The following is a 21,502-nucleotide window of genomic DNA, read 5'->3' on the forward strand; positions in this document are numbered from 1 at the left end:
CATGAACGCGAAACAACTCCGTGCGCTGCGCGTAGCCATGCTGCTTGCGGCTTTTGCTGCATTGGCCACACAGCCCGCTTTGGCTCAGGAGGGCTCGGTACTGACGTCCCTTCAAAACCAGATAACAACGGCTGCGAAAGGGTGGGAGACCACCGTCATGGAGGCCGCGAAGTCGTTGTTCTGGATTCTTGCTACCATCGAAATCGGCGTCGCAGCGGTCTGGCTTGCGCTTCAGGCCGCGTCCCTCGACAGCTGGTTTGCCGAGCTCGTCCGGCGCATCATGTTCGTCGGCTTCTTCGCGTTCGTGCTGGCGCAAGGGCCGACCTTCGCCAAGGCCGTCGTCGATAGTCTCTTCCAGATTGGGGCGGAAGGCGGCACCGCGTCGCCGGCGGACGTCTTCAACGCCGGCCTCGCCGTCGCAACCAAGATGTCCGAAAAAATCCAGTTCGGCCTTTTCGAGGACAACGCGCTCGCTATCTCGGCCGCTTTCGCCATGGTGGTCGTGGTCATTTCTTTCTCTCTTGTCGCGGCAATCTTCGTGTCCGTCATGGTTGAGATGTATCTCGGCCTGCTTGCGGGAATGATCATGCTTGGCCTTGGAGGGTCGTCGTTCACCAAAGACTTCGCCGTCCGCTATCTGGTTTATGCCTTCTCAGTAGGCATGAAGCTCATGGCGTTGGTCATGATCTCCCGCATCGGATCGGAAGTCCTCATCGGATTGGCGAATGAGCCCCAAGTCGGCGACCAGTTCCAGACTGCCCTCGCGATTGCCGGGATCGCCGTGGTCGTCTTCATCATTGCGATCTACGTGCCGAATATCATTCAGGGCGTTGTCCAGGGCGCCTCGGTTTCCGGGGGCATGGAAACGATACGCCACGGTGGCCAGGCGGCATCCTTCGCCGCAGGCGCCGCATTCCTGGCGGCGGGTGCAGCGAGGGCGGGTTTTTCGGCCAGTCAGTCGGCACGAGCAGCCGGTTCATCGGTCGCTGGTGCCACTCTTCGAGGGTTCGGCGCGGGGATCGGATCCGCCGGTAGTGCTGCTGGATCCGCGGCCAAGGACAAGGCGATTGGCGCTCCCGGCGCCTATGCCGGATCGATCCTCGGCCTAGCTAACGCCAAGCTCGATGAGAGCCGCGGAGGCTACAGCGGGCACAAGCCTCCTCCCGAACGCAAAGACTAACAGCAATCAGAAAGTGATCGACCGATGGCAGCCAATCGCGCCCCCGAGAATCCCTATCTTGCCGCGCGGCAGGAATGGACGGAACGATACGGATCCTATGTGCGAGCCGCCGCTGCCTGGCGCATTGTCGGCATTCTGGGCCTGACCATGGCGGTCATCGGTTTCGGATATGCGATGCACCTGAGTACCCAGGTCAAGCTCGTGCCCTACATTATCGAAGTCGACAAGCTCGGAACCTCGGTCACAGCCGGCTTCCCTGAACAAATTGAATATGCGGATGTGCGAGTGGTGCGCGCCACACTCGGCAATTTCGTCACCAGCTTCCGTGCGATCACGCCCGATGCCGTTGTGCAGAAACAATATATCGACCGAACTTACGCGCTCCTTCGCACCTCCGACCCCTCGACGGAGAAGATCAACGCCTGGTTCCGGGGCAATTCGCCGTTCGAAAAGGCGAAGACATCCATCATCGCCATCGAGGTCAACAACATCGTAGCGCTCTCGAACCAGACCTATCAGATCGACTGGACCGAATATGAGCGTGATCGAAAGGGCAAGGAAACCGGCACACGCCGGTTTCGCGGGATCGCGACGGTCGCGCTGACTGTGCCGCAGGACGAGGCGACGATCCGTCTCAATCCGATCGGCCTCTATGTCCGCGACTTCGACTGGACGGCACAGCTTTAAGGGCAGGGAGTTCTCACGTGCACAAAACAGGATTGATCGCAGCCGTCGGCTGCATGGCCGGACTCGTCCTTGTGAGCGGCGCTCACGCGCAAAGCATGACGACCAACGAGGCAAAAGGCACCAAACTCTCAAGTAAGTGGCGGGGCACGCCGGGCCTCGTCACCACGGGACCGGACGGAAAGGTGATCTTCCTGTTTGGCGAAACGCAGCCGTCCGTCGTCTGCTCGCCGCTGCAGGTTTGCGATATCGAGCTGCAGGGCGGCGAGATCGTCCGCGACGTCCTGGTCGGCGACACCGTTCGCTGGAAGGTCGAACCGGCGACATCAGGCGCGGCCAGTGGGCAGGCGATCCATCTGATCGTCAAGCCTTCGGAACCTGGCCTCGTCACCTCGATGGTGGTGACGACATCGCGGCGCACATACCATATCCAGCTCAAAGCCCATCCGAGCCAATACATGGCCCGCGTCGGCTTCGAATATCCCGAAGACACCTCGACCAAGCTCGCCGACATCAATGCCCGGCTCGAGACCGGCGGTATTCCGGGGACGGCGCCGGATAAGCTCAACTTCTCCTATTCCGTGAGTGGGAACGCGCGCTGGCGACCGAAGCGGGTCTATTCGGACGGCGCGAAAACCTACATTCAGTTTCCGAGGTCCATTTCCGGCCAGGATGCGCCGGTGCTGTTCGTCGTCTCTGGCGGCCAGAACCGCATCGTCAACTATCGCATGAAGGACGACATGATGATCGTCGACTATGCCGTCGACAAAGCGATCCTCGTCTCCGGTGTTGGCTGGCGCCAGCAGAAGATCACCATCCGGCGGGGAGGTTGAACGATGCGGAAAATTCTTCCCTTGATCGTCGCCACTGCCCTTCTTTCCGGTTGCCAAAGTGACGACGTTGGCTTGACCACAAGCTCTAGTCCTATGCCTGTGGCCGATCTCGCTGCGAGCGCCATCGCGGGTGACATGGTGAGCCGGCTTGCCGAGCAAATCGGTCTCCCCGGCACGACAACCATCAAGATGAAGAACGACACGTCAGAGTTCGCGATGGCGCTCGAGGCTGCCCTGAAGGGCTGGGGTTACACCGTCGTCACCGATGGAAAAGTCGACAAGGACCGGAAGCCGGTGGAACTTGCGTGGTCGCTCGACAGCTTTGACGGCCAGGTACTTGCCCGGCTGACGACGCCCTCGATCGCGCTCGGCCGTGTCTATACGCCCACGGCAGCTGGAGCCACACCGGCGAGCCCACTTTCAATCATGCGGCGCCACTGACGGAGATACACATGGTTCAGTCGCTTCAGCTCGGCACGTCCGGCAATGCCGAGGATCGACAGGGCATGCGCCGTCTCAGCCGGCTGCCGATCATCATCGCCATCGTCGTCATCGTGCTGTTCTTCGGCGTCGTCGCGATCGGTCTTTCGTTGCGCGGGCTGACCTTCAACCGTGGGAACGATCTCGACAGCGCATCCAATTCCCCGGCGACGAACTTTGGGGACCAGCTAAAAAGGGGTATCTCGGACGGCATCATCGGCGAGCCTGAAAGGCAGGACGTCTTCCAGCCAACACCCGTCATCGTCCAGAAGGAGGAGAAACAGGAACCCGCTGTCGAGCGCCAACCGGTGGAACGACAAGAGCGCCGACCGCGGATCGAGTCGGAGGAAGAGTGGAGGGCCCGGCTGGAGCGTGAGCAGGACGAGCAGTATATCCGTGAAGCGCAGCGCCAGCGGATGGCACGCCTTCAGGCGCGCGCCACAGCTCTCGACTCTCCGTTGAAAGTCGACATCTCCGATGCCGAGAAGACTGCGGCAAATCCTACCGACACCGGGCGGCAGAATTCGACGGCGACAGCAACCAATGCTTCGGACCTCTACGCGGCCGCCATGAAATCCGGGCTCACGGGGCAGAACGTCGAACAAAACGGCCAGACATCGAAGGAGGATTTCTTCAATCAGGATATCATGGATCTCGGCTACCTGCCGAACAAGGTCGTGCCGCAGATCTCGACCTATGAGTTGAAGCGCGGCTCGGTCATCCCGGCCACTTTGATCACCGGCCTCAATTCCGACCTGCCGGGCAGGATCACCGCGCAAGTCAGCCAGAATGTCTACGACAGCGCCACCGGCTATCGGCTCTTGATCCCGCAAGGCGCGAAGCTGTTCGGCCGCTATGATTCGAAGATTTCCTTCGGTCAGGAGCGCGTTCTGGTCGTCTGGACCGATCTCATCTTCCCGAACGGCTCGACGCTGCAGATCGGTGGCATGGCAGGGACCGATGCCGAAGGTTATGAAGGCTTAAAGGACAAGATCGATCGCCACCTCTGGCGGACCTTCGGCTCGGCTGCGCTGATCGCGCTGATTGGGGCCGGAATCGATGTGTCGATGCCCGAAAGCTCGACACTGGCGATACAGGATACTGCTTCGGACGCCGCACGACGAAGCTTCGTTGAATCCTTCGGCCGGGTGGCTGAGCAGACCATTTCGAAAAACCTGAATGTCCAGCCGACGATCCGCGTTCGGCCCGGCTACAAATTCAATGTCCTTGTCGACCAGGACATCATCTTTTCGTCCGCCTACCACGCAAATTAGCGGCGCAGTGCCAGAGACCTGCTCCGTCGATCTGCCGCTGGTTGACGCGGGGTGTCGCGGTACAATCACTGCAGTGCACAGTTTTTCCTCAGTTTGTCCATTTTTTGGGCTGCCGGAGCTTGAAAGCTGCATCAGCGCAGGTAGTGCTAGTATACACGGCCCGAGGGACTGCTTCGCATGAGCAGGCACCGGAGGGTGCCGTCAAACGTTGACTCTGTGCGTGAATCGCAGCCGTGATCCGATGGCCCAACCGGCTTGAGGTCGTGTCACATTGGGCTGATCATCATCGTCAAAGAACGAATTCGCCGGGTCAAGAAGATAGGAGAGATGTCAGTGGACCCGGACCTTCGATCGCTAATCGATATGCTGGAAGCTGCGCAAGACGAGCACATGATCAAGAGTGCGCTCAGAAACTTCGCGCGTTGCCACGGGTATGACCGGTTTGCTTATCTGCAGACAGAAGGCCTCGACATCCGGACGTTCAACTCCTATCCCGAGCCATGGCAGGACATCTACCTCGGCAGCAAATATTCGCGCATCGATCCCGTGGTAACGGAAGCAAAACGCAGACGCGATATGTTTTTCTGGACCGCCGACGATTGGCCCGCGCGAGGATCTTCTCCTCTTCGGCGGTTTCGCGACCAGGCAGTCGACCACGGCATTCGTTGCGGCGTCACCATTCCGGTCGAGGGAAGTTTCCAATCCACGATGATGCTGACCTTCGCATCGCGCGAAAGAGAGGTGGACATTTCAGGCCTGCTCGATGCCAAAAAGGCGGTTCAAGTGGTGATGGCCGTTCACTATCAACTGAAGATCCTTGCGGCAAAGACGGCAGTCAGTCCTAAGCGAATGCTGTCGCCGCGCGAACTGACATGCGTAATGTGGGCGACGAGGGGAAAGAACACGCCTGACACCGCGAAACTTACCGGCATCACTCCCAGAACCGTGCAGCACCATCTGGATAACGCTCGTGAAAAGCTTGACGCAAAGACGGTGACGCAACTCGTTGCCATCGCCAAGGATCGTGGTCTGGTCTGAGCTCTAGTTGTTATCCTCCAAAGGCACGACTGGAATGAAGCCGAGTGCGTCCAGAATTTCCGAGAGTTCCTCATGTTGAGCCTCGGAGATCTTTTGGCGCGCGATGTATTCGTCCTGGAGCGTCTGGAGCACGGAACTAGCGATCGACGGATCATCGCTTGCGCGCGACCACTCTTCGTAGATGGCCTGATCGGCCGCAAGAAGTCGGCGGTGTTCGCGAATAGCGGAGACTGCCAAGGCTTCTAGTTCTGACTTTTGCATCGAAACGTATCGCGGTTCCCTCTCGTCTCTTTTGCCTTGGGAGGGACCTACATCTTTCATCCGTCTCTCCTCGAACCTCATTCCTTTACCCGAAAACACGCCTTGGTCCGCATTAGACGATCTAATGCCATAACTGCACGGCTCGTGTTGCAGACGAACATTCCGACTGCATTGGCCGCGCAATATCACATGTCGCGCTGAATCGGAACTATCGTTCCTGGAACGATCATTCCGGTTCAGGCTCCGCTCACGTCATGGATCTCAAGGAGGTCATGGCGACCAATCTGCGTCGTCTACGTCATGACAAGCAACTGACGCAGGAAGAATTAGCGCACCGCTCGGGTCTGAGCGCCCGCCATATTGGAGCGATCGAACGCGCCGATGTTTCTGCCACGGTCACCGTGCTTGGCCAAATTTCCGAAGCGCTGGGTGTGGAACCAGCCGCACTTCTGACACGCTTTACGACGTCGACCAAAAGCGGTTGAAACCGGCCTTCCTGCGACTTCGGAAAGTTAAGGGTCGAAAACGCCCTGGCTCGACCTCGTGAAGCTCATAATCGATGAATGCCTCCACACGTCTCTCGTGGCCGTAGCTCAGGCGCGCGGCCACGACTGTTTCCATGTCAATTGGCTGGGATTGAGCGGCGAAGCCGACTGGGATCTAATGCCTCATATCATCGGTTCGGATTTCACGTTTTCGTCACCACCAACGCTCGCGACTTCCGCAGGCTCTATGCAAAAAGAAGAAACTACATGCAGGCCTGGTGATCGTCGCGCCCCAGGTGCTTCCTGAGCTGCATCGACAACTGTTTGCCCTTATCCTGGAGGAACTGGAAGAGGGGTCTGAAATCGTAAACGAGGTCATCGAGGTGACGCTCGAAGGTGCGGACGGCGCGGTTCTCACGCGCTACTTTCTTGCGGAAGCCTGAGCGCACGCGAACGGTTACTTCCCGCCAATCCTCGACAAGTCGATCCGCATGCCAGCACTGCCAATTTCCTGCTGAGCTAAGTCTTCGACCTCACTCGCTGGCGCAGGGTCCGCATCACCGGTTTCCTTCTCTTCGCTGCTTGTTGGCCCGCCCCTATGGTCGACGACCGCTCCGTCCGGATCAGGAGCTTAAAACACGCTCACGCCTTCGAATTCCCCGGTCTTCCACGCGTAGACCGCATCCTCGAATATCTGAGGAAAGACATCTTCGCTCTCGGGGTTGCCGTACCACTTGGCAACGATCCGCAGGACCTTGGCAAACATCGATGTTCCCTTGCGAAGGTTTTCGCAGCTATCGACGAGGTCCAGCTGAAGGTCCGCTGCGTTCTTCACGCCAACGTCCGCCGGAAACTGTGTTAAGCCGACGCGGACTACGGCCTTTCCGACATATTGACGCACGATCGCTAACGCCGCGTCGGCCGTTGCAGCCTTAGGCACGAGGATCAATCGGCCGCCCGATTTAACGGAAATGGCGAGCGGGTCCGGCGAGCCTGCGGCCGCCACGAACTGCTCGACGATCGCCGGCTTGAGAGAAGGATCGGCGCATTCTTTGATCAGGGTAGCATCCAACATGACGTCTCCTCGGGCTTCAGGTGTTAAAGGAAAGAACAAGTGGTTTTGCAAAGAGCTTCGCCCATGCCACAGCGCTCGCGCGCTGTATCGCGACGATGGAAGTCCCCTTGGTCCACCATCCGTTTCCAACTGCAAGGATCAGGTCTGGGCCGTGGAGCATCGATTGCAGTACCGGCCAGACGACGAGCTGCTCGTAGCAGATGAGTGGCGCGACCTGGCGATCGCCCGCAGTCGCAACTGGCTTGGCAAAGAAATGCGCGCGGGCGCCGCCACTTGTCCCCAACCACGACCGCCATGGCTGCCACATCGAGCCGGGGACCGGCATTCGCTCGCGATAGAGGACCCTGCCTCCGCCGGCAGAGAGAGCGATGAGCACATTGTCATATCCCTTCGCACCGACGATGGCGGCGCCGGCGACCACCGAAAAATCAGACCCCTGCAGGGCCTTGACCCAGAGCCGCTCGACCGTCGGCGTCCAAAACCCCAGGGCGCTCTCAGGCAGAACGACATTCCGGATGGCGCCGGATGCACGGTCCTTCACCGTGGCAATCAGATCACGGTGACGCTGAATGCTAGCGTCACGACCGAGCGATGACCCCATTTGGACATCGACCACCTGCCAGCCCTCCGGTAGTGTCGGATCGGTCCAGTTCGCGGCGGACCAAAGCCACAAGCCTGTAAAGGCGATTGCGACAGCCGGCCACATGCGGGTTACCAGGCCTATGAGGCCGGCTGTGATCGCGATCAGTCCCCACCATTCGCATCCGGGGAACAGAACGCCGGCTGCCGTCACAGGATGTGCCCAGCCGGTGATGCCGAAAGGTGGCAGCGCCATAAGAGAAGCCGCCGCCAGATAGCGAAGTGGACGAACGCCGAAGCGCTTCGACCAGAGTACCGCATGCACAGCAACAAAGCTCGCCGAGGCACACAGCCATAGCAACAAGCCCGGCCAGAGGTCGGAGGCATAGAAGGCCGCGACGCCTTGTGGCAAACCACGTGATGCCGCGAGGAAATACCCGGCCGAGACAAACGCTGCCACACACCTGCTTTGCGCCCTCGACCAAAGGACCGGGAACGCCAGCGAGATAGGGAGAAGCAGGACATGACCGCTCCACCCGATCGTTCCGGCAACAATGGAAGCGATGACCAGAAGCGCCGGCAGGAGGTAATCAGGGCGCATAGGTCAATACCTCTCGCGCCACCCCGAGAATTCCCGCAGCGGGGACAGGACCGAAATAGCGTGAGTCGTAGGAGCCCGCGAACGGCGAGTGCAGGAAGACGTAATCTGGCGGCACGATCCCGCCCGCAAACCGCGTCATCGGCCGGTCGCGCCCGTCTCGCTGAGCAAGACCGGAGGAGGGGACCGGACGGCCATCCACATTGACGTTGGCGCCCACTTCGACGCGCTGTCCTGCAACGGCGACGACCGTCTTGATCAGCGGCGCGACACCGCCGGGGCATAAGCCCGAGCGTAGGTAGCCACGAAGGCGCGCCTCACGCATGGCCGCCGCTTGAGGTGGACAAATGAAAACGAGATCGCCAACAGCAGCTGAGCGATCAAGCTTGACAAAACGCCAGAGGCCCAGCGGTTCGCTCGGCGTGAGATTAATCCGATAGTTGCCGAACCAGGCGACCAAGATCGTTCCCAGCAGCGCCATTGTGACCGTCGCCAAGCCGAGTAGGAGCCGTCTATTGCGTCGCCTCGCCAGCGCCGCTGCAATTCGAAGGATGGTCATTTCAGCGACAGCCCCTGGCTCCTGGTCTGCCGCAGCGTCTCGGCGAGTTTGAGGGCTTCGGTCGTTCGCTCATGGGCACTGAGTTGCTGCACCGTACGCATCGCGTTCCAAGCCGATCGGACCTCGGCTTTCTGGCCGGGGTTCATTCCACCTGTGATGGTCCTGAACGTTTCTCCGTTCGTGTCCTTGGCGGCCAGCGGCAGGAAGGTGCGCTCCCCGAAACGCGCTGTGACCGCCTTGGCGAAGCCTTCCAGTTCGGATTTCACCATCTTGTCGGCGAGAGCGAACTCCAACGCCGCGGGGAGGTCATTTCGGTCGATGGCATCACGCACTCGCTCCAGTGTCTGCCTGGCGCCCGGAGACAGCGCCGGAATGTCGATCGCGACCTTGCGGCGGACTGCCAGTTCCTCAGCCTGATAGCGTTGTTCCGCCCGGCTGCGCCGGCGCATGTAGTCGCTGAGGCTCTGCGCCAGAGTCGGCACGTTGCGTTTCGCCCGCTCGCGGTCTTGCTTGTCGGCGCGGCTTGCGAGAATGCCGGTTTTTCCTTTAAGCGCACCGAAGGTTTCCGGCTGATCGGCGATCTTGGCGAGCGTCGATTTGGCGATGGCCTCGTCCTTCAGCATCACGTCGACATTGACCGCCTTGAAAGCGGCTCCCGGCTGGGCATAAACGAGATGGAAGCGGGTCGAGACATCCTCCCATTGCTTCTTCAAACCGGGATCGGCTTCGAGTTTGTCGGCGACTGCCTGTTCCAACGATTTCGGGAATGTGGAAATACCGGCAACCATCGGCCTGGTCTCCTTAAGGTTTTCCGTGTTGATTGTCTTGGTGCTTTTGGCGAGGCCGAGCTTCGCGCCGATGGCGACGAGACGATGGGCAAGATCGGCCAGTTTCTGTTTCTGTCGAACGGTCCATTCCAGCCGGTCGCGGGCGATCGTGCGAGCGACGTTGACGAGGTGCAGGCCGCGGACCTCAGTGAAGCGCAGCGCCTGCCGGTAGAAGGTTGCCTTCTCGTAATCGAGCGTGGTTTCCTTCGAGTTCTTCCGAGACAGGATCGGGATCAGGCCGCCGGCCTTGGCAAAGGATCGCGCGCCGTAATAGACGCCAAGATCCTCGCGGTGGCGGGTCATCGCCACATATGTCAGATGCCGATCGAGGGAGAGCGAAGCCAGCACCTTGACCCGATCGACGGTGGCACCCTGGCTCTTGTGGATCGTGGTGGCATAACCGTGGTCAAGGTTCTTGTAGAAGCGTTGTTCGACGGTGACCTGACGCCTTTGCTCGGCTTCGCCGATCTCCGCGATGATGCGGTTCCGCGAGGCTTTAGCGACCTTGCCGAGCATGCCGTTCTTGACGCCAAGCGCACCGTCGTTTTTCAGGAAAACGATCTGGTCGCCGGGAGCAAATCGGCGATTTCCGTCCTCCGTTTTGAATGAGAAACCATCATCAACGATGCCACCTTCGACGAGCTTGGCGCGTGCCATCTCATTGAGCATGCGCACATCGCGCCGAAGATGCGCGAGAATCAATGTCGTTTTCGTCGGATCGTAATCCCGGTCCCAATCCGCGATCAGATTCTGAACAGCTTCAGCCTTGAGCTCGGAGCCCATCATCCTGCGGTTGGCACGATAGGCATCGACCGCCTTGCCGACATTGCCACGCGCGAGGTCGAGCGACGCATCGCGCATCCACTGTTCCCGCTGGCGGTAGATGGTGTCGAGTTCGGCATAGCCGATGCGATCGGCAATGGCGCGGAAGGCGGCCCCGGCTTCGACCGGCTGAAGCTGGTCCGGATCACCGACCAGGACGAGCTTGGCGCCGGCCTTCGTTGCCGCTTCGACGAACAATGCCATCTGCTGCGATGAAACCATGCCGGCCTCGTCGAGAACGAAGATCGTCTCGTCGTCGAGCTGGTTGCGACCCTCATTCCAGCGCAGCTCCCAGGACGAAAGCGTGCGAGAAACAATCCCTGCTTCCTTCTCCAAGCCTTCGGCGGCCTTGCCCGCAAGCGCGCCACCGACGACATGATAGCCGGCCGCTTCCCAAGCCTCACGGGCGGCTTTCATCATCGTGGTCTTGCCGGCGCCGGCGCGACCGATGACGGCGGCGATCCGCTCTGCTCCCGCCACATGCTCGATCGCCGCTTTCTGCTCATTCGACAGGCGCGAATGGCGCGCAAACGTCGCCTCGAGCAGCGCCGTCCGAACGCCATGTGAGAATCGCCGCGAGAGCCAGATGGCGCGGGATCCCATCGCCGCTTCCAGCCGGATCAGCCCGCGCGTCGTGTATTTTGCCGGCGTCCGGATGCCAGTCGCAAACGCGACCTGCTCGCGTTCAAGACGGAGTGTTTCCGGGCTCTGAAGGATGCGCGCCATCAGGCTCTGGAAGATCACGGGATCGTCGATGTAGCGATGCAGGACCTTCGCCACGTCGCGTTCATCGAACACGCTCTTCTCGCGCGTGATTACGTCAAGAACGATCTCCGGTCGGCGCTGAATGCGGCGGGCGTTCTCGGCGCGTTTCTCCTCCTGCAGTTCCAGCCGCTCGAGCGAAGCCGCCTGTTCGTCCGTCGCCGATTTCCGCTCGATCGCCTTGGTGCCGACCCCGAGGTGAATGGTCGGCGTAAGCTCGATACCTTGCTTCTCGAAGGAACGCCCATCGACGCGAATGTCGAGACCGGCGAGTGCGAGATGCCGGTTCTGGCAGGCAAACCAGCCATCGCGAAACGCATTGAAGTCGTCGAGGCTTCCCGCCCAAAGATCGTAGACGATCTTGCCGGCATCGTTGCGGAGTGGATTGCCGTCCGATCCAAGAACCGGGATCTTCTTGGCGCCGAACCCATCCTCGCTGAGGGGTCGCAGCGTCGTCATCAGGTGGACATGGGGGTTGCCCGGGGCATCGTGATAGACCCAGTCCGCCACCATTCCCTTGGCGGTCACATGCCGTTCGACGAAGTCTCGGACCATCGCGATGTTCTGCTCGGCCGTCAGCTCGATCGGCAGCGCGATCGTGACGTCCTTGGCAAGCTGGGCGTCGGAGCGCTTCTCGAAGTCCTCGACCTTGTTCCAGAAGGCCTCGGATGCGCCGGCGACCGAACGATCGGCAATCATCGACCGCAGCCATTCGGGCGAGTCTGCCGGAATGACGAACTCCTCATGTAGGAGGCCTTGTTTGGCGCGATAGTCGATCGTCCGGGCTTCCTGTTCGAAATCCATCTTGGCGCAGTGCCGGTAGGCCGCCGACAGCACCGCGCTGCGGCCGGATCCGCGGGCGACGACGCTGACGGAGAAATGAGGAACGGCCACGGCGGTCTGAGCTCCCGATTGCGAACGAAGGGTTCGTCAGGAGCAGCGGCCCCGGCAGGGGTATCAAAGCAAGGCGTCGCGACAGCGACGTATAATTGCGCCCTTGGAAGCCGCTCCTTCGGAACGGCCGGGATCATTCACCAAAGCAACGCCCTTGGCGATTGTAGGATTCACAGTAGTGCGTTCCGCCCTCTGTTCCGAAAAACTGGCCTCGTATGACAAGCTTTCTCAGCCACGGAGACGGACGGAATGAAGAAACCTGCCTCGAAAATTCGCGACGAAATCGTCAAACTGCAGGAACAGCTCAAGATCGCGGAAACCCGTGAAGCCGAGCGGATTGGCCGGGTTGCCCTCAAGGCAGGCCTTGGCGAAATCGAGATCGAGGAAGCTGAACTTCAGACAGCCTTCGAGAGTCTGGCGAAACGCTTTCGCGGAGGGCAGGGGTTTACGAGCGGAGGGAAGAAGGGGGATGGCGACGTCAGCGCCAGCGCATCGCCCGCGGCGGTCACGTCTGGCGCGGCTCAGGGCAGCAGTGGCGAGGCTTAAGCGAATGGCGAGGACGACGGCATCCGACGCCCGCAGACAAGACACGCGAGAGAAGATCGAACTCGGCGGCCTGATTGTGAAGGCGGGCTTGCGATATGAGAAGCGCGCGCTCCTGCTCGGGGCGTTGGTCGAACTCAGCCACCGGCTGAAGTCCGACGAGGGCGAGAGGGCGCGGTTGATCGCTCTCGGAGCGAAGGCCTTCGGCGATGACGGCGAATAAGCTTGCTCTCGTCGCTCTCCCTGCCATGCTGATGACCTTGGCCGTCATCGGCATGATCGGGATCGAGCAATGGCTCGCGAGCTTCGGCGAGACCGATGCTGCAAAACTGACATTGGGCCGGGCGGGTATAGCACTGCCGTATATCACCGCCGCAGCGATCGGCGTGATCTTCCTGTTCGCGAGCGCCGGCTCCGCGAACATCAAATTCGCCGGCTGGAGCGCCCTGGCCGGAGCCGCGGCAACGATCCTGATCGCGGCGATACGCGAGGCGGCACGTCTTGCCGCATTCGCCGGGCAGGTGCCGGCGGACAAGTCCATAGCCTCGTACCTCGACCCTGCGATGATGATCGGCGCGGCTGCCGCGCTGATGGGGGGATGTTTCTCGCTGCGCGTCGTGCTGATCGGAAATGCCGCCTTCGCACGCGCCGAGCCGAAACGCATCCGGGGAAAACGGGCTCTGCATGGTGAGGCCGACTGGATGAAGATGCAAGATGCGGCAAAGCTCTTTCCCGATACCGGCGGCGTGGTAATTGGCGAGCGGTACCGCGTCGCTAAGGACGGCACGGCGGCGGGGTCGTTTCGTGCCGATGCCCCCGAAACCTGGGGCGTCGGCGGCAAGTCGCCGCTGCTCTGCTTCGATGGTTCGTTCGGATCCTCGCACGGCATCGTGTTCGCGGGCTCCGGCGGCTTCAAGACGACGTCGGTGACAATTCCGACGGCGCTCAAATGGGGCGGTGCGCTTGTCGTCCTCGACCCTTCGAACGAAGTGGCGCCGATGGTTCACCAGCATCGGGAGCATGCCGCGCGCTTTATCCGCATTCTCGATCCAAAGCAGCCGGAAACCGGATTCAACGCTCTCGACTGGATCGGCCGCTTCGGCGGAACCAAGGAGGAGGACATCGCCTCCGTCGCGTCGTGGATCATGAGTGATAGCGGCGGCCCGCGCGGCGTGCGCGACGACTTCTTCCGAGCATCGGCACTGCAACTGTTGACCGCGCTGATCGCCGACGTCTGCCTCTCCGGCCATACGGACCAAGAGAACCAGACGTTACGGCATGTTCGCGCCAATCTTTCCGAGCCGGAGCCGAAGCTGCGCGAGCGGCTGCAGTCGATCTACGACCATTCTAACTCGGACTTCGTGAAGGAGAACGTCGCCGCCTTCGTCAACATGACGCCGGAAACCTTCTCCGGCGTCTATGCCAATGCGGTCAAGGAAACACACTGGCTGTCCTATACCAACTATGCCGCACTCGTCTCTGGCTCGACCTTCTCGACCGTCGCGCTTGCGGCCGGCGACACCGATGTCTTCATCAACATCGACCTGAAGACATTGGAGACGCATTCCGGTCTTGCCCGTGTCATCATCGGTTCGTTCCTCAACGCGATCTATAATCGGGACGGCGTGGTGAAGGGGAGGGCGCTCTTCCTTCTCGATGAGGTCGCGCGACTCGGCTACATGCGCATCCTGGAAACCGCGCGCGATGCCGGCCGCAAGTATGGCATCACGCTGACGATGATCTACCAGTCGATCGGTCAGATGCGCGAAACTTATGGCGGCCGCGATGCGGCGAGCAAATGGTTCGAGAGCGCGAGCTGGATCTCTTTCGCCGCGATCAACGATCCGGATACGGCGGACTACATTTCGAAGCGCTGCGGCATGACCACAGTCGAGATCGATCAGGTCAGCCGCAGTTTCCAGGCGGGGGGATCGTCGCGAACGCGTTCGAAGCAGTTGGCGGCGCGGCCGCTGATCCAGGCGCATGAGGTTCTTCGCATGCGGGCAGACGAGCAGATCGTCTTTACCGCCGGCAACGCGCCGCTTCGCTGCGGACGAGCGATCTGGTTCCGGCGAGACGACATGAAGGCTAGCGTCGGCACGAACAGGTTTCACAACAACGGAAAGACGTCCGAAAAGCCTCCGTGATCCAGCCGGCGCGCAGTGCAACGAGCAAGGCTGATCCAGGAAAATGAAGAGTATCGGAGAAATCAGCATGAGCGACGCCCCAACGGGCGGGATTTCGGGAATTCTCGTCGTTCAGGGGGGCGGGAACAGAGCAGCCGCAGGAGCCTCAACATAGTGCCCCGAAGGGGAGGCAGGGCCGACTGCTCCCCGCTCCCGCACACCATCTTTCGGGCCCCGATGCGGTCCGAGGCCGAGTTCCTCCGTAAATTTAGACGAAACCGAGCCCGACATAGGCTGAGGCGAACACGAGGGGATCGGTAGTGGCGAGATCGAATGTGATTCCGTTCAGAAAGTCGCGGAAGGCTGGAGTGCGGCCGCGATCGACAGCGCCCGCGTGGCAGACTGCCAAGATCCGGACAGAGTGGTCCGCACAAACCACTCGCAGCCATCCTTTTGGCGACGAGCATTGCTGTAGGAGGGTGGCTTACTTATGGCGGCTCCGGCAACTTCAACAGCCTCCTGGCTTTGGCCCGCACCTCTAAAGCGGACTTGTTGTCGGCCTTGTTTTCGATCTGCGGTGATGGCCGTCACATCATCTTCGCCGTCGATGGCGATACGTTCTGGTTCGAGGGGGAGAAAATCCGCATTGCCGATATCGACACACCTGAGTTGAGCCCTCCCCGATGCGAAGCCGAACGGATAAAGGGGGAGGAGGCGAAAGCACGCCTTCTCGCCCTGCTGAACGAGGGGAGGTTCTCGCTTTCGCCCGGCTTACGAGATGAGGACAAGTATGGGCGCAAGCTCGTACGGTGACACGAGCGGGGCGCTCGCTGGGCAGTACGCTCGTTCATGAGGGCCTTGCCAGGCGCTGGGACGGCGAGAGACACGGATGGTGTGACTGAGAGCTTGCGAGAGGATCGTCACCCGACGGGGCGGAGACCCGAGCGGGCTCCCTAAGCAAAGCGAGTGGAGCCGTCCGCCGAAGACGTCTCGCCCAAGCCTTCGCGACCCTGGCAAATCATCACCGATGTGAATCGATCCCTGCCCACCGATTCATAAGTGTCGTTGGACGCGATTGTCGGGATCAGCGATTCTGATCTCATGATCTCGCAACCCTACCGCCTCCATGTCGAACGCTCGGATCCCTCGAGGAACATGGCCCGCTACTATGCCATGTCGATCGAACCGAACCTGTTCGGAGACATCTGCCTGCTTCGGAAGTGGGGTCGCATTGGAACCAAAGGACGGATGATGGTCCATCATCTCGGCCGAGAAGAGGAGGCGGTCCGGCTGTTTCTCGATCTGCTCCGAAAGAAACGAAACCGCGGCTATCGTCCGCGAGCTTCCTTGCCGAAGTAAAAACGGTCGGCCGAAGCGGGCCATGAAAGCGCCTCATCGGCGCCGATTCCAGTCGGTCGAAGGACACTTCGTCTCGACACAGAACGGGCCACCGTCAGGCCCCAGTCGCCCGGGTACGAATCTCCCGGTGTGCTACCTGATCCGGCTGATCTCCGTGAGCGACTTGCGGCGCGCGACGAACTCGCGGAGAAGGGGAAGAAAGAACGCATTGCTGAAACGCCCGATCGGAGGCTCCGGCTCGATGTAAAAGGAGCGGCCAATGATATCGGTGTTGAATTCATCGAGGATGATCCAGAGGCGCAGGTCAGCATCGAGGCCGGCCCGCCGCTTCTCTATGGCCGGAATTTCAGCCGCGAAGGCGAGCCTGCTCGGGCTGCTTGGTGGCCATCGGGAAAAACAGAACCAAGTCGCCGTCAGGTCGGGCAAGCCTCACACCGACGGCGACTGGCCGATCCTGCCGTCCCTCCGTCTCCCCTTTTCGGGCTTGCTGCGCCCATAAATAGGGATAACGGATGACCGTCGCGGTCTGGATGCCATCATAGCTCCTCATCGGTTGGTCTCGTCGGTTTCCGCATAGGCGTCCACCGCCGCCTCGAATTTGTTGAGCAGCTCGCCCGACATGGTTTCGAGTGTGCCGACTGAACGGGCATCGGATTGCCGCATCAGCCGTTCGTAGTCATCGATGTTAAGAAGGACGAGGCGCGGCTTGTTGTGTTGGGTGATCGTGACCGGATGGCGCAACGCCTCGGCGATGATATCGCCGGACTTCCGGGAAAGATCGCTTGTCGAATAGGAACCACCGGTGCGAGGCATGTTGATCTCCAGATGTGTTTGCCGACTGCACCATAACATCGGAACCGGCTCCAGCATTTACAGCATTGCTGTAAATGCTGTGCATTTCAGCGGTTGAAGCCCCGCCCGGGCGGCGGGGCTTTAACCGAGAATATCAGTCCCGGTTCGGGCGCGACCAGATGAGCTGGAAGCCATCCTCGCCCTCGACTTCCGTTAGCGTCGCGTAGATCGGAGCCGGAAAGCTCGGGTCGTCGAGCTTGACCGAGAGGTAGTCACGGTCCTGCTCGGAGCGCTTCTGCCAGGCGGCTCCCAGTTCGACGGCACCCGCGTAGATGCGGAAGTGCGGGCCCTTGTCGGAGGGGTTCTCGATGCGGGCGATGCGAGCCTTCACGTTCAGGGCGAGGGTGCGGATCGAGCCGGTGAAGCCGTTTTCGTTTGCGGTGAAGGTGCCGATAGTAGCCATTGTCATGTTCCTTTCGTTGTTTCGGGCCGCGCCCTTCGCGGCCTCGATGGCTGTCGCAAAGACCGGGGACGATCGGACCGCACCCATAGGGGCCGAAATGAAATGGAGGGCGGGCCGGACGGAACTTTGTTGTTGCGCGAGGAATGGCGGCGGAGCCGTCAGGGGAAGAAAGTTCTGTGGGCCGTTGCGGGAAGACGATCGAGGCGAAGCCGCTCTCCGGTCAGACATGCCTCATCGAGCCCGCAGAAGGGAGCGCCGGCAACAATGAGGAGAAGGAGCGTGGCGATGGCGGTTCTGGTACCGTGCGATCGCATCCTGTTCAAACGGCTCATGGTGGAACCGCTCTGGATGCCTGGTCGTTTGGGAGAACATTTCCGTATTGAGATCCGCATAGGGGCCAGTTGCGTGGATCCATACGCGGGATCTGGTTGCAGCACGATTCGTTCGCCCAAGAGGATCCATGCGCAAGCAAACAAAGCCGTTCACCGTCGGAATCAAGCCGTCCCGCAAGCGAAAATCGGGCCAACAGAAAACGCCCGTCTGGGGCAAGTTGGACCTGCGAACGGATGATGATCTGCAGATGAAGGCCGAGCCGTTGGTGGAGCCAGCCACCGCCGTTGGCGGCGACCAGTTCTGATCACGCACGACCGGGAGCTGCTTTGAGCGCCTCAAGCCGCGGACCGATCTTGGCTCTCCGCCGGCTGAAGATCATGAAGATAGGCAACGGCACGCTGGGCTTGGGCCGCGGCGCGGAAGATCGCCCGCTTGTCCCCTGACAGGACAGTGAGCCAGGGACTGAAGGTAAGACGCGTGATCCTGCCGCGGCTCTAGTTCCGGCGCAATGCCGAGATCGGCGCAGAGAAAGCAGCTGCCAAGGTCGGCAACTGATCTGAAAAGTCAAGCTGTCTCAGGGGATCGTCATCGCGGTATAGCCCGGTTTTCCGGGCCTTATCCAACGATGGTTGAAAAGAAACAGTTTTGCGTGGTCTGGCCGCTTTGCGGACGCGACTGATCTTCAATATTGATCGGTGTCGCAGTCGACCGTTGCGAGTGCTCTTCGCCAACGATCACGAATGCGGTCGTCATCGTAGCGGCTATCCTCGGAATGCTTTAAGCGCGGGCCGTTGCGCTTCGCTGGCGTCGATCGCGTGTGGCTCGACACCATAGACAGTATCATCGTTCAGAAACTCGACGATCACTTCGAAACGACTAGGAACGGAATATGCTGTCTACTCCATTCGAGATGTGTAGCACGATCCGGAGAGGCGCCTATGCGGCGCCCCGGGTCTCGTGCGGGCGAGCGCCGGGTTGTTTCGCGTGCATCCAGTCGGCGATCTCTTGCGCCTTGCTCGCGGCGGTGAAGATGGCGCGCTTGTCGGAGCGCAGCACCTCGAGCCAGGAGGCGATGTACCGGGCGTGGTCGGGGCGCGGCTCGACGCTGAGGTTGAGATCGGCGCAGATCATCGCGCTCAACAACTCCACCGAGCACTCCTCCATGGCGTAGGCGGCCGAGCCGAACCGTCCGGAGAGATCGCGGTCGAGACGATGCCTGGCGCCGGAGGCGTGGCCGCATTCATGGAGCAACACTGCGTAGTAGGCGACCGCGTCGCGGAAGCAGGCGAACTCCGGCATCTGCACATGGTCGGTAGACGGACGGTAGTAGGCCTGTGGTCCACCATGGCGGATCTCGATATCGAGGGCAGCGCAGAAGCGTTCGGACTGCTCGATCCGCTCGGCCTCGGGCAGCGCTGCCATCTCCGGCGGCGTGTAGCCGTCAACCTGGGCGCAATTGAAGACCGTGTACCCGCGGGCGAACATTCGCCGGGCGGGCTCGTCACGATCCTCGTCGCCGCGTTGGGCGTCCGCCTCGCCGTGACGGTCGGTGGTCTTCCAGAGCACGACCAGATGGCCGCGTTCGCCCTTGCGAACCTGGGCGCCGAGCGCCTGCCATTGGCGGTAGGTGCCCCAGATGCCGGCGGAATAGCCGGCCGCGTGCGCGGCGGCCCAGAGTGAGAGGATGTTGACGCCGCGATAGGCCTTGCTTGATGCGACGTTGACGGGCGTGGTGATTGCCGATCCGTCGTGATGCCAAGGCATTCGGTATTCGCCGGCGCCGGCCTCGATGGCGGCGATGATCTGGCTGGTGACGCGCTCGTAGATATCCGTCGGCGTCTTGCCGTTGCGGTCTGTGGTCATGGGTGCCTCCTTCAGCTCGCCCTCTCCGTCGAGGGCGAGGCGGCAGGGGCAGACGCGGGAAGCTGGCCCGTCACACCCTGTTCTCGGTGCTGGTGCGGAACAGGGTTGATGGGCTGGCAGCGTCTGCCACACCCGAGCCCTGCCTCGACGGGCGAGCTGAAGGAGTCAACCGTGATCGACGACCGCAGGAATCGGCCGTCGATAGGATGTGGCGCGGCTCTCAGTTGGCGCCGTCTCGCGGCGGTCGTCATAGCGGGACTCGCGATCGGTCAAGCTCGTCCTGTAGACCAGCGAGTGCCGCGTTACGCTCGGCGACCTGCAACGTCAGCACCTGGATCGCTGGGCGAGGGTGCGGGCGAGACTGCGCAGTTCGGCGATCTCGGCACCTCGCAGCTCGGCTTCGCGCGGGCGGATGCGCTCCTGAGGAGTCTGGGCGTGGATCGCGGTTACCCTCGGGGGCTCCGCGGCTTCAAGCCGGCCGCCGCTCAAGATCCGGCCCCGTGTGCCGGGTCATGATAGGTCCTTCTTGACTAAGGCGTATCAAGCGGAGATGTTTCCTCACGGTGCGAGGAGCAACCAAGATGACTCACGAGTGGCAGGACACTCTCTTGGGCGAGGGGGACCTTGCAAGGCGCGCGGCGGCAATAGTGCCGAGGATGCTGGCGCATCCAGCGGTCACTCTCGACCAGATCTCGCGCCTTAGAGGTCACATCGACGACTGCATCGACAGGCTCGGGACCCTGCTTGCGGAAATGGAGAATGCAGGTGCCGATCAGGTCTTCCTCGGGGCCGCGCAGACGATACATGATGCATGGCAGAGCCTTGCCCATGAAGCCGCTGAGAGGTCGCGATTGTTCGAGACGGACTTCGTTGACGTCCGCCCCGAGGGGCGCACTCCATTCTGAGGGCATTTTTATGCTTGGTTCCCTTATAACGGGCGCCCGCCATAGCGGTCCCGCTGCACAATAGCCAGGCTTCCGCTATCTTCGCCGGACATGCTTGCATCCTCCACCTCGTTCATCCGACGCCGCATCTTCATCGATGACTTCTTGAAGGGTGCGGCCTCGAACGGTCTTCGGGATGAGCAGATCGGGGCCGGCCAGAATCGTAGGCGCAAGATCGACAATACCCGGCAGGCGCGTTCAATACGCCCTACCGGAATCCAATCGCCGGCCAAGATGCCGAGGGCGAAAGATCGTCAGACAGCCGTGCATCCCGACACCGCCGGATAAGCTCCGTCAGGAGTAGGAGATGGCTGAACGAGTCTGCGTAGCGGACCCATAAAGCCGGACAGAAGGTGTCAGATGCCGTACCTCGAACTGCACACGCCTTTTGGACAGTGGGATCGAAGCTCTGGATTCCGAGGCTCGGGGGTTCACCTCGGGCATTTCCGTCGTAAGCGTGCGCGGGTCGACCGCGACCATAAGCTGCCTTCTTGAACAGAACGTCGTCCACCGTAAGCACTCGGCCCTTCCTCCAAGGCCAAAAATTCCTCACGTGGCACCGCCAGATAGTCTACCTGACGCATGCAGGGTCCTGGAAAGCATCATTAGCGCATCCATGCCGTGAATGGGCGTGATCTAAAGAATCAATTTTCTCTAATCCGTTGAGTGCTATTAGCACTACTTTGGCACGTTTACGATTTGTTATCCAAGATGGATTGATGCTGAGC

21 protein-coding genes and 4 pseudogenes are annotated in these 21,502 nt (G+C 61.0%); 15 read left to right on the forward strand and 10 right to left on the reverse strand.

Annotation, left to right across the window (positions count from 1 at the left end):
- Position 1: 1 nt before the first annotated feature.
- The 6 genes from trbL (at position 2) to ILFOPFJJ_RS32110 (ending at position 5,489) form a co-directional block, all read left to right on the forward strand.
- Positions 2 to 1,180, forward strand: coding sequence for a P-type conjugative transfer protein TrbL (gene trbL, locus ILFOPFJJ_RS32085; RefSeq protein WP_210267683.1), 1,179 nt, complete (start codon positions 2 to 4; stop codon positions 1,178 to 1,180).
- A 24-nt stretch (positions 1,181 to 1,204) separates the two neighbouring features.
- On the forward strand, positions 1,205 to 1,867 hold the full coding sequence (locus tag ILFOPFJJ_RS32090; protein ID WP_173514493.1) for a conjugal transfer protein TrbF: 663 nt from the start codon (positions 1,205 to 1,207) through the stop codon (positions 1,865 to 1,867).
- Positions 1,868 to 1,884: 17 nt separating this feature from the next.
- Complete coding sequence (gene trbG, locus ILFOPFJJ_RS32095) at positions 1,885 to 2,697, forward strand: P-type conjugative transfer protein TrbG (RefSeq protein WP_173514494.1); 813 nt, start codon at positions 1,885 to 1,887, stop codon at positions 2,695 to 2,697.
- A 3-nt stretch (positions 2,698 to 2,700) separates the two neighbouring features.
- Entirely contained in the window at positions 2,701 to 3,138 is a 438-nt protein-coding gene (gene trbH, locus ILFOPFJJ_RS32100) for a conjugal transfer protein TrbH (protein ID WP_173514495.1), read from the forward strand.
- An 11-nt stretch (positions 3,139 to 3,149) separates the two neighbouring features.
- Entirely contained in the window at positions 3,150 to 4,451 is a 1,302-nt protein-coding gene (gene trbI, locus ILFOPFJJ_RS32105; protein WP_173514496.1) for an IncP-type conjugal transfer protein TrbI, read from the forward strand.
- 333 nt (positions 4,452 to 4,784) lie between these two features.
- On the forward strand, positions 4,785 to 5,489 hold the full coding sequence (locus tag ILFOPFJJ_RS32110) for an autoinducer binding domain-containing protein (protein WP_312032771.1): 705 nt from the start codon (positions 4,785 to 4,787) through the stop codon (positions 5,487 to 5,489).
- A 3-nt stretch (positions 5,490 to 5,492) separates the two neighbouring features.
- Here the strand turns inward: ILFOPFJJ_RS32110 and ILFOPFJJ_RS32115 are convergent, their stop codons facing one another.
- Entirely contained in the window at positions 5,493 to 5,810 is a 318-nt protein-coding gene (locus tag ILFOPFJJ_RS32115; RefSeq protein ID WP_246299959.1) for a transcriptional repressor TraM, read from the reverse strand.
- A gap of 194 nt (positions 5,811 to 6,004) precedes the next feature.
- Between ILFOPFJJ_RS32115 and ILFOPFJJ_RS32120 the strand changes: the two genes are divergently transcribed.
- Both ILFOPFJJ_RS32120 and ILFOPFJJ_RS35665 read left to right on the forward strand, forming a co-directional pair.
- Positions 6,005 to 6,235 carry a helix-turn-helix domain-containing protein gene (locus ILFOPFJJ_RS32120; protein WP_173514499.1) on the forward strand — a complete coding sequence of 77 codons (231 nt, stop codon included), beginning with the start codon at positions 6,005 to 6,007 and terminating at the stop codon, positions 6,233 to 6,235.
- Between the two features lie 278 nt (positions 6,236 to 6,513).
- Positions 6,514 to 6,678, forward strand: a complete 165-nt coding sequence (locus ILFOPFJJ_RS35665) for a hypothetical protein (RefSeq protein WP_246299960.1) — start codon at positions 6,514 to 6,516, stop codon at positions 6,676 to 6,678.
- A gap of 191 nt (positions 6,679 to 6,869) precedes the next feature.
- On the opposite strand, the pseudogene ILFOPFJJ_RS32130 reads toward ILFOPFJJ_RS35665, so the two are convergent.
- The 4 genes and pseudogenes from ILFOPFJJ_RS32130 to traA all read right to left on the reverse strand — a co-directional run.
- Positions 6,870 to 7,310 (reverse strand): annotated as a pseudogene (locus tag ILFOPFJJ_RS32130) (TraH family protein); the annotation flags it as partial.
- 16 nt (positions 7,311 to 7,326) lie between these two features.
- A complete protein-coding gene (locus tag ILFOPFJJ_RS32135) occupies positions 7,327 to 8,490 on the reverse strand; it encodes a conjugal transfer protein TraB (protein ID WP_173514500.1) in 1,164 nt (387 codons plus the stop codon).
- Positions 8,480 to 9,046 (reverse strand): conjugative transfer signal peptidase TraF, encoded by a 567-nt coding sequence (gene traF / locus ILFOPFJJ_RS32140; RefSeq protein WP_173514501.1) that lies wholly within the window; start codon positions 9,044 to 9,046, stop codon positions 8,480 to 8,482. Before traF ends, ILFOPFJJ_RS32135 begins: the two co-directional genes overlap by 11 nt.
- Positions 9,043 to 12,351 (reverse strand): Ti-type conjugative transfer relaxase TraA, encoded by a 3,309-nt coding sequence (gene traA / locus ILFOPFJJ_RS32145; RefSeq protein WP_173514502.1) that lies wholly within the window; start codon positions 12,349 to 12,351, stop codon positions 9,043 to 9,045. Before traA ends, traF begins: the two co-directional genes overlap by 4 nt.
- A 249-nt stretch (positions 12,352 to 12,600) precedes the next feature.
- Here traA and traC point away from each other — a divergent pair, with 249 nt between their 5' ends.
- The 5 genes and pseudogenes from traC to ILFOPFJJ_RS32170 all read left to right on the forward strand — a co-directional run bounded on the left by traC (position 12,601) and on the right by ILFOPFJJ_RS32170 (position 16,379).
- On the forward strand, positions 12,601 to 12,897 hold the full coding sequence (gene traC, locus ILFOPFJJ_RS32150; protein WP_173514503.1) for a conjugal transfer protein TraC: 297 nt from the start codon (positions 12,601 to 12,603) through the stop codon (positions 12,895 to 12,897).
- Between the two features lie 4 nt (positions 12,898 to 12,901).
- Entirely contained in the window at positions 12,902 to 13,117 is a 216-nt protein-coding gene (gene traD, locus ILFOPFJJ_RS32155) for a type IV conjugative transfer system coupling protein TraD (RefSeq protein ID WP_173514504.1), read from the forward strand.
- Positions 13,104 to 15,041, forward strand: a complete 1,938-nt coding sequence (gene traG, locus ILFOPFJJ_RS32160) for a Ti-type conjugative transfer system protein TraG (RefSeq protein ID WP_173514505.1) — start codon at positions 13,104 to 13,106, stop codon at positions 15,039 to 15,041. Before traD ends, traG begins: the two co-directional genes overlap by 14 nt.
- Before the next feature lie 432 nt (positions 15,042 to 15,473).
- A pseudogene (locus ILFOPFJJ_RS36360) lies at positions 15,474 to 15,922 on the forward strand (thermonuclease family protein).
- 199 nt (positions 15,923 to 16,121) lie between these two features.
- Positions 16,122 to 16,379 (forward strand): WGR domain-containing protein, encoded by a 258-nt coding sequence (locus tag ILFOPFJJ_RS32170; protein WP_173514506.1) that lies wholly within the window; start codon positions 16,122 to 16,124, stop codon positions 16,377 to 16,379.
- 132 nt (positions 16,380 to 16,511) lie between these two features.
- Here ILFOPFJJ_RS32170 and ILFOPFJJ_RS32175 read toward each other — a convergent pair.
- The 3 genes and pseudogenes from ILFOPFJJ_RS32175 to ILFOPFJJ_RS32185 form a co-directional block, all read right to left on the reverse strand.
- Positions 16,512 to 16,929 (reverse strand): annotated as a pseudogene (locus ILFOPFJJ_RS32175) (hypothetical protein).
- Complete coding sequence (locus ILFOPFJJ_RS32180; RefSeq protein WP_173514507.1) at positions 16,926 to 17,192, reverse strand: type II toxin-antitoxin system prevent-host-death family antitoxin; 267 nt, start codon at positions 17,190 to 17,192, stop codon at positions 16,926 to 16,928. Before ILFOPFJJ_RS32180 ends, ILFOPFJJ_RS32175 begins: the two are co-directional and overlap by 4 nt.
- Before the next feature lie 133 nt (positions 17,193 to 17,325).
- Positions 17,326 to 17,634, reverse strand: coding sequence for a DUF736 domain-containing protein (locus ILFOPFJJ_RS32185; protein WP_173514508.1), 309 nt, complete (start codon positions 17,632 to 17,634; stop codon positions 17,326 to 17,328).
- 460 nt (positions 17,635 to 18,094) lie between these two features.
- Here ILFOPFJJ_RS32185 and ILFOPFJJ_RS32190 point away from each other — a divergent pair, with 460 nt between their 5' ends.
- Positions 18,095 to 18,271, forward strand: coding sequence for a hypothetical protein (locus ILFOPFJJ_RS32190; protein WP_173514509.1), 177 nt, complete (start codon positions 18,095 to 18,097; stop codon positions 18,269 to 18,271).
- 31 nt (positions 18,272 to 18,302) lie between these two features.
- On the opposite strand, the pseudogene ILFOPFJJ_RS35670 reads toward ILFOPFJJ_RS32190, so the two are convergent.
- Positions 18,303 to 18,519: pseudogene (locus ILFOPFJJ_RS35670) on the reverse strand (zincin-like metallopeptidase domain-containing protein); the annotation flags it as partial.
- A 384-nt stretch (positions 18,520 to 18,903) separates the two neighbouring features.
- Entirely contained in the window at positions 18,904 to 19,830 is a 927-nt protein-coding gene (locus ILFOPFJJ_RS32195; RefSeq protein WP_173514510.1) for an ArdC family protein, read from the reverse strand.
- Between the two features lie 581 nt (positions 19,831 to 20,411).
- Between ILFOPFJJ_RS32195 and ILFOPFJJ_RS32200 the strand changes: the two genes are divergently transcribed.
- The gene (locus ILFOPFJJ_RS32200) at positions 20,412 to 20,735 is read left to right on the forward strand and encodes a hypothetical protein (RefSeq protein ID WP_173514511.1); all 324 of its coding nucleotides are present in this window, start codon (positions 20,412 to 20,414) and stop codon (positions 20,733 to 20,735) included.
- Positions 20,736 to 21,502 lie beyond the last annotated feature (767 nt).

Source organism: Sinorhizobium psoraleae (assembly GCF_013283645.1).
In the GTDB taxonomy this organism is placed as follows: Bacteria; Pseudomonadota; Alphaproteobacteria; order Rhizobiales; family Rhizobiaceae; genus Sinorhizobium; species Sinorhizobium psoraleae.

What these genes read in the sequence shown, in the direction of transcription:
- ILFOPFJJ_RS32190 (WP_173514509.1), top strand. Translation starts at nt 18,095, where the DNA reads ATGCGCAAGCAAACAAAGCCGTTCACCGTCGGAATCAAGCCGTCCCGC.
- ILFOPFJJ_RS32115 (WP_246299959.1), bottom strand. Translation starts at nt 5,810, where the DNA reads ATGAAAGATGTAGGTCCCTCCCAAGGCAAAAGAGACGAGAGGGAACCG.
- trbI (WP_173514496.1), top strand. Translation starts at nt 3,150, where the DNA reads ATGGTTCAGTCGCTTCAGCTCGGCACGTCCGGCAATGCCGAGGATCGA.
- traC (WP_173514503.1), top strand. Translation starts at nt 12,601, where the DNA reads ATGAAGAAACCTGCCTCGAAAATTCGCGACGAAATCGTCAAACTGCAG.
- trbH (WP_173514495.1), top strand. Translation starts at nt 2,701, where the DNA reads ATGCGGAAAATTCTTCCCTTGATCGTCGCCACTGCCCTTCTTTCCGGT.
- ILFOPFJJ_RS32180 (WP_173514507.1), bottom strand. Translation starts at nt 17,192, where the DNA reads ATGCCTCGCACCGGTGGTTCCTATTCGACAAGCGATCTTTCCCGGAAG.
- ILFOPFJJ_RS32120 (WP_173514499.1), top strand. Translation starts at nt 6,005, where the DNA reads ATGGATCTCAAGGAGGTCATGGCGACCAATCTGCGTCGTCTACGTCAT.
- ILFOPFJJ_RS32200 (WP_173514511.1), top strand. Translation starts at nt 20,412, where the DNA reads ATGACTCACGAGTGGCAGGACACTCTCTTGGGCGAGGGGGACCTTGCA.
- traD (WP_173514504.1), top strand. Translation starts at nt 12,902, where the DNA reads ATGGCGAGGACGACGGCATCCGACGCCCGCAGACAAGACACGCGAGAG.
- ILFOPFJJ_RS32185 (WP_173514508.1), bottom strand. Translation starts at nt 17,634, where the DNA reads ATGGCTACTATCGGCACCTTCACCGCAAACGAAAACGGCTTCACCGGC.
- ILFOPFJJ_RS32195 (WP_173514510.1), bottom strand. Translation starts at nt 19,830, where the DNA reads ATGACCACAGACCGCAACGGCAAGACGCCGACGGATATCTACGAGCGC.
- ILFOPFJJ_RS32135 (WP_173514500.1), bottom strand. Translation starts at nt 8,490, where the DNA reads ATGCGCCCTGATTACCTCCTGCCGGCGCTTCTGGTCATCGCTTCCATT.
- traF (WP_173514501.1), bottom strand. Translation starts at nt 9,046, where the DNA reads ATGACCATCCTTCGAATTGCAGCGGCGCTGGCGAGGCGACGCAATAGA.
- ILFOPFJJ_RS32090 (WP_173514493.1), top strand. Translation starts at nt 1,205, where the DNA reads ATGGCAGCCAATCGCGCCCCCGAGAATCCCTATCTTGCCGCGCGGCAG.
- ILFOPFJJ_RS32170 (WP_173514506.1), top strand. Translation starts at nt 16,122, where the DNA reads ATGATCTCGCAACCCTACCGCCTCCATGTCGAACGCTCGGATCCCTCG.
- trbL (WP_210267683.1), top strand. Translation starts at nt 2, where the DNA reads ATGAACGCGAAACAACTCCGTGCGCTGCGCGTAGCCATGCTGCTTGCG.
- traG (WP_173514505.1), top strand. Translation starts at nt 13,104, where the DNA reads ATGACGGCGAATAAGCTTGCTCTCGTCGCTCTCCCTGCCATGCTGATG.